General features: G+C 34.4%; 4 protein-coding genes. 1 reads left to right on the top strand and 3 read right to left on the bottom strand.

Annotation, left to right across the window (positions count from 1 at the left end; all coding sequences use genetic code 11):
* Nucleotides 1-3: 3 nt before the first annotated feature.
* From CD128_RS04345 to CD128_RS04335, 3 genes are all read right to left on the bottom strand, one after another.
* Nucleotides 4-690 carry a hypothetical protein gene (locus CD128_RS04345; protein WP_231917254.1) on the bottom strand — a complete coding sequence of 229 codons (687 nt, stop codon included), beginning with the start codon at nucleotides 688-690 and terminating at the stop codon, nucleotides 4-6.
* A gap of 368 nt (nucleotides 691-1,058) precedes the next feature.
* The gene (locus tag CD128_RS04340; protein WP_103328841.1) at nucleotides 1,059-2,135 is read right to left on the bottom strand and encodes a branched-chain amino acid aminotransferase; all 1,077 of its coding nucleotides are present in this window, start codon (nucleotides 2,133-2,135) and stop codon (nucleotides 1,059-1,061) included.
* A gap of 505 nt (nucleotides 2,136-2,640) precedes the next feature.
* Entirely contained in the window at nucleotides 2,641-3,597 is a 957-nt protein-coding gene (locus tag CD128_RS04335; RefSeq protein ID WP_103328840.1) for an L-threonine 3-dehydrogenase, read from the bottom strand.
* 286 nt (nucleotides 3,598-3,883) lie between these two features.
* On the opposite strand from CD128_RS04335, the gene CD128_RS04330 reads away from it, so the two are divergent.
* Nucleotides 3,884-6,736 carry a 5'-nucleotidase C-terminal domain-containing protein gene (locus CD128_RS04330; protein WP_103328839.1) on the top strand — a complete coding sequence of 951 codons (2,853 nt, stop codon included), beginning with the start codon at nucleotides 3,884-3,886 and terminating at the stop codon, nucleotides 6,734-6,736.
* Nucleotides 6,737-6,746 lie beyond the last annotated feature (10 nt).

The raw sequence follows: 6,746 nt of genomic DNA, 5'->3' as shown, positions 1-6,746 counted from the left end.
ATATTATATATAGTCTTTTTGTTTTTCAACATTATACTCTATATAGAATTCGCTTTTAACTTTTTCCAAGTAACGTTCTATTTCTTTGATAAATATTTCACTATTTATTGCAGTCATTTCCTTATTAAATAGTTCTAAAAATTCTTCATTAGTTAATTCGTATTGCTCTTCAAGTGTATCTCTTATTTTAATTAAATTCGTTAGCTCTTTATCTATTAAATTATTAATTTTATTAGATTTTTCAATTAAACGATCATTAATAAATAACTGATTAAGACTTAATTTATTCATGGATTTTATTTTAAAGTCTTCTGCTACACTAATATAATGGCTTAAATTTTCACAAGTTCTGTAACCTACACTTTCTCGATATGCCTTATCTGAATCTTTAAAATCATATATCTTATTATTTTTTAGATTATCATATACTTTATCATTCCAATTATTAAAATCATTATAATTTTCAACTATATGTTTATAAATTCCTATTGATTGCTTCAAAAAAGAATAATGTTCAATATAGACCGGCACTTTTTTGTCTAGTAATTTTTCCGCGTATTTATATTGAATTTCTTCTTTATTTTTTCTTTTATTTATTTCGTTTTCAACTATTAATCTTACTATTTCTTTTACAAGATAAATTATTAATAATAGTAATAAAGATTTCCAAAGACCTAATCCTAGTTTCAAGATATAATTGTCCATTTTACTCACCTTTAATTATTTTACAAACTTTTAATTATATATATTATCTAAAAGAAGCATTTTAATTAGAGTTCTCTATTCATTGATATTATATCATTTAGTTTATATATTTATTTGTCTATATTATTGAAAACTTATTTATTCTTAATAAACTATTGCTAATATGATTTTATTTTTTTTACTAATTTTCACCTACTCTTTTTTTAAAAGTAGTTTTTAAGTTTTTATCAAATAATAATTAATTATTTTTATAAAAGTAGTATTCAAAATCGTATCCATTCATCATTCCTCAAATAAAACAAAAAAGCTAGAAACTGCTTTATTCTAGCGTTTCTAGCTCAATAAATTCTCTATTATTTATATTCTGGTACTACGACTCTCCAGCCGTGTTTGTCTTCTAATTTACCACTTTGGATGCCTGTGTAAGTGTCATATAATTTTTTAGTGATTTCACCTGGTTCATTATTGTTAATTACGATTTCACGGTCTTCATATTTTAATACGCCTACTGGTGAAATAACTGCTGCTGTACCTGAACCGAATACCTCTGTTAACTCACCTTTATCGTATGCTTCGAATAATTCATCGATGCCTACTTTACGTTCTTCAACTTCATAGCCAAGTTCTTTAGCTAATTCAATAATTGATTTACGTGTGATACCTGGTAAGATACTACCATTTAATGCTGGTGTAACAAGTTTTCCATTTTCAACGAAGAAAATATTCATACTACCTACTTCTTCAACGTATTTACGTTCAACACCGTCTAACCATAATACTTGGTCATAGCCTAATTGGTTTGCGTTAGTTTGTGCTAATAAGCTTGCTGCATAGTTACCTGCTACTTTAGCGAAACCTACACCACCACGTACAGCACGCACATATTCGTCTTCAACATAGATTTTAGTTGATTTTAATGTATCGCCACCATAATATGCACCTGATGGAGATAAGATGATTAATAATTTATATTGTTTTGATGCTCTTACACCTAAGATACCTTCAGTCGCAAAAACGAATGGACGGATATATAGTGATTGACCTTCACCTTCAGGTACCCAATCACGTTCAACATCAACAAGTTGTTTTAATCCGTCTAATAATAATTCTTCATCTACTTTAGGCATTTCTAAACGAGCTAATGAATCGTTGATACGTTTGAAGTTTTGATCTGGACGGAATAATACAACTTCGCCATTATGTTTATAGGCTTTTAATCCTTCGAATACAGCTTGACCATAGTGAAGACTTTGTGCTGCTGGAGAAATTTCAAATGGTGCATAAGGAACGATTTTTAAATCATGCCATCCTTTTTCTGCATCATAATCAAAACTTAGCATATAATCTGTGAAGTACTGACCAAATCCCAAATTGCCTTCTGGTTTTTCTTTAAGTGTCTCGCGTTGTTCAAATTTAACTTTTTCTGACATGATGAAAACCTCCTACTGTTTTCCTGATTAATAGTAACTTAAATTATAGCAATCTCATATTTTCTATTCAATAAATTTTCAAAAAATTCAAACTAAATCCTTATTGTAAACCCTTTCTTCAAAAATAACATACATTAACAATTAATTTAAATCCTTCATTGCTCCTAAACTATTCTTTGAAATTGAAAATTAATAATTATTAAAGATATTATACTTAAATTTTGTTAATAAAATTTATGTAAATATTACTAATTAAATTAGTTAAAATAATAGAGATACTATATATATAGAAAGTATGTGCACACAGAGTTATATAAGAAGTCCTAAGATAGATAGCGAAACGTAGTTGCGAGACTCCTAGGGGAGCAGTGCTAGTCGAAGACTACAGGCTGAGACAGCACCCCAGGAAATCGAGCAACTAAAGAGAGTGAAATCTATCTTAGAACTCTCCTTCACACAAAAAACTAGCAGGGCACGACGACCCTGCTAGTTCAATACATCAAACTTATTTATTTTTCTCTTTTTCTTCAATCGCTTTTAACATTAATTCAGTCATACCAGCTAAATCATATTTAGGATCAAAGCCCCACTCTTTACGAGAATAACTAGTATCAATATTATCAGGCCAGCTATCCGCAATCGCTTGACGTGCTGGGTCCACTTCATAATCTAACACGAAATCAGGATAATGTTTTTGAATCGCAGCTTTAATTTCCTCAGGCTCGAAACTCATCGCACTTAAGTTATAACCATTACGCGTTTCAAGCTTGTCAGCATCCGCTTCCATCAATTTAATAATCGCATCAATCGCATCATCCATATACATCATATCCATGTAAGTGTCTTTCGCGATATAGCTTGTATAACGACCTTTTCTAACCGCTTCAAAGTAAATCTCAACCGCATAGTCAGTCGTACCGCCACCTGGCTCTTTAACATGAGAAATAAGACCAGGGAATCTCACACTACGCGTATCCACGCCGAATTTTTTGAAGTAATATTGGCATAATAACTCACCAGCAACCTTATTCACACCATACATTGTAGTAGGTTGTTGAATCGTATTTTGTGGCGTATTCTTCTTAGGCGTAGAATCACCAAACGCACCAATAGAACTTGGCGTGAAGAAATGTAAATCATATTTTCTAGCAGTTTCTAAAGCATTCATTAAACCGCCCATATTTAAATCCCATGCTAAAATAGGATTCTTTTCAGCAGTCGCAGATAATAACGCTGCCATATGCATTAACGTATCCGCTTTAAAGTTCTCAACGATTTGCATCATTTTATCGCGATCAGTAACGTCTAAAATTTCAAACGGTCCATTAGCAACCGTTGAACCCTCTTCAGGCTCTCTAATATCCGTCGCTAAAACATTATCATTCCCATAAATTTCACGACATTTTAATACCAACTCAGTCCCAATTTGACCAAGCGCTCCTGTAATAACTATTCTTTCCATAAATAAAAGCTCCCTTTGTGTGTTCTACACGTATAATTGTCCTTCCAGAGAATACATAGTCCCTGATTACATGTTTATTATAGTATAAAAGCGCTTTCTTGTATACTCACAAAATACATCCTTTTTACTTTTCTCTTTTTTTGAAAAGTCAGAGATACTTAGCACCCAAAACACCATATTTATTAATTATTTTTAAAATTAACGTAAATAATCCCACAAGAAAGCTTTATATCCCTCGCCTTATGCTAAGATGAAAATGTAAATTTTATTCATAAAGGAGGCTAATATGAAACAGTATCTCGTTCCATTCATACTTATTTTATTTTTAGCATTCGGTTTAGTATCTGGTACATCCTACGCTGCCGAAACACAAGATACTAACTCGTCTAATAATGCTGCTAGTACTGAAACAACTACATCAGTACAAACACCTTCTCAACAAGGTACAACCACCACACATCAAGAAGTGAAATCATCACAACAAGATACGGCATCACATCAAGATGCGACGTCACCTTCTACACAACCGGCTACTTCAGAGAAGCCCTCTGATTCATCTCAAGGTTCTGCCTTTTCAAAAAATGAAGCATCGGTAGAAACACCTTCTCAAGAAGTTAACAAAACTGCTTCGCCAACAATTCATAAGGTGGCAACATCTTCAAAAACTGAAGAAAAAACATCTACTGAAGCACCTTCTCAAGAAGTGGCAACTCAACCTTCTACGCAAGAGAACAAAAGTTCAAAAACTACACAAGATTCAGTGCGACAACCACAAAATAACAACACTACAGAAACATCAAATACTACCGCAGACACAACACAAAAAGTTAAAACAGAGACTCCCAAAGACACAACTCAAGCAACAAAATCATCAAAATCTGCTAAACCATCAATAAAAGCAGTTGCACCAACTCCTAAGACTTCTACTAATACTGCAAAGCATACAATTTTACATACTAATGACATTCATGGCCGTTTTGTAGAAGATGAAGGTAGAGTAATTGGTATGGCTAAAGTTAAAGGCCTCAAAGAACAATATCATCCAGATTTAGTCGTTGATTCTGGCGATGCTTTTCAAGGGTTACCAGTCTCTAACAAATCTAAAGGTAAAGAAATGGCTAAATCGATGAACGGCGTGGGCTACGACGCGATGACTATCGGAAACCACGAATTTGACTTTGGTTATGATCAATTAATGCGTTTACAGAAACAAGTTAACTTCCCAATGGTTTCATCTAATATTTATAAAAACGGACAGCGAGTGTTCCAACCTTCTACTATCGTCAATAAAAATAATATTCGTTATGGAATTGTAGGTGTGACAACACCTGAAACGAAGACAAAGACGTCTCCTACTGCGGTAGAAGGAGTCGAATTCAAAGACCCGCTTCCTAGTGTGACGCAAGCAATGACAGATATTAAAAATAAGGTCGATGTGTTCGTCATTTTATCGCATTTAGGTGTAGATAAATCGACAAAGTCTATTTGGCGTGGCGATTATCTTATCGATCAATTAACTAAAAATGGCGCTTTCAAACAACCAATTTTTGTATTAGATGGACATTCACACACTGTCATTGAACATGGTGAACATTACGGTACAAACAATGTCCTTGCTCAGACTGGAACGGCACTAGCTAATGTAGGCCGTGTTGATTTTAATTTTCAAAATAAAAAAGCTTCTAACGTTAATGCTTCACTAATCAATGTGGCGGACGCTAAAGATGTGACAGCTGATCCTCAAATTGAAGCTCAAACGAAGAAAGCCAACGATGAATTCTTGAAAGAAACGTCTACAGTGGTAATTCCTAATAACACCGTGACATTTAATGGAGAACGTGCTCAAGCGCGTACACAAGAAACCAATTTAGGCAACTTAATTACAGATGCAATGGAAGCATATGGCGCTAAGAACTTCTCACACCAACCAGACTTCGCGGTGACAAATGGTGGCGGAATTCGCGCTTCTATTGAAAAAGGTAAAATAACAGAAAACGACATTATTACAGTATTACCGTTCGGAAACTTAATTTCACAAATTCAAGTTAAAGGTTCAGATGTGGAAAAAGCATTCGAACATAGTCTTGGTTCAGACACAGAAACGCAAGATGGCAAAACGGTATTAGCTCCAAACGGTGGCTTCTTACAAGTGTCAGACTCCATTCGCGTATACTTTGATATCAACAAAAAAGCAGGACATCGCGTGAATGCGATTAAAGTATTAAATAAAGAAACAGGTGCGTACGAAGACTTAGATCCAAATCGCACATATTATGTCACAACAAATGATTTCACAGCTAATCAAGGCGATGGCTATGATATGTTTGGCGGACAACGCGAAGAAGGCATTTCTCTAGATGCTGTCGTGGCACAATATATTAAAGAAGCGGATTTAAGCAAATATGATACGATAGAGCCTGTACGTATTATTAACGGTCAGCCTGAAAGTGATGAACAGCCTAATACAGGCGCTCACACTGGCGATAATCACAATAACGCTAACGGCACACCTCAACCTGGAAATACTGATGGAGGAGCGAACGTGGATGCGCCTAAACATAACGGCGAAGTGGCCCACCATGAAGATCAAGACGCACACCACTGTTCAGATAACCACTCTTCTTCTGAAAATGAAGCAACAAAAGAACACGTAGCAAGTGGTAAACATAACCACCATGAAGGCGATAACATCATCACCTTCCCTACGCAACATCAAGATCACACTTCAGATCAAGTAGAAACAAAAGGACAAGATGCTAAAACAAACGAAGTTAAAACGCATCATCAAGCAGCTAATCATAATGACGCAACAAGCGTGTGCCATAAAGTCACACATACTAATGAGAAATCAGATACATCATCTAACACCGTAGTATCGATAAACCAACCTTCTCAAGAAGGAAAAACTGCATTCGATAAACAGCAATTAGATGCAACTCAATCACATGAGTCACGCAATATTGCTAAAAGTAATGAGAATACAGCAACTAACGCACCTATGACATCTCATCACACTCCTATTACTCAATTGCCTAACACTGGTAAAAATGGAGATATTGCAGAACATGGCATTGCTATCGTATTAGTTATTACAGGTGCCGGTTTAGTTTACTTACGTAACCGTAAAAAATCAGCATAAACTTATTTCA

This window comes from Staphylococcus croceilyticus, assembly GCF_002902575.1.
GTDB classification, from domain to species: Bacteria; Bacillota; Bacilli; order Staphylococcales; family Staphylococcaceae; genus Staphylococcus; species Staphylococcus croceilyticus.
This window is presented reverse-complemented; position numbering and strand designations above follow the sequence as displayed.

What these genes read in the sequence shown, in the direction of transcription:
- CD128_RS04340 (WP_103328841.1), bottom strand. Translation starts at nt 2,135, where the DNA reads ATGTCAGAAAAAGTTAAATTTGAACAACGCGAGACACTTAAAGAAAAA.
- CD128_RS04335 (WP_103328840.1), bottom strand. Translation starts at nt 3,597, where the DNA reads ATGGAAAGAATAGTTATTACAGGAGCGCTTGGTCAAATTGGGACTGAG.
- CD128_RS04330 (WP_103328839.1), top strand. Translation starts at nt 3,884, where the DNA reads ATGAAACAGTATCTCGTTCCATTCATACTTATTTTATTTTTAGCATTC.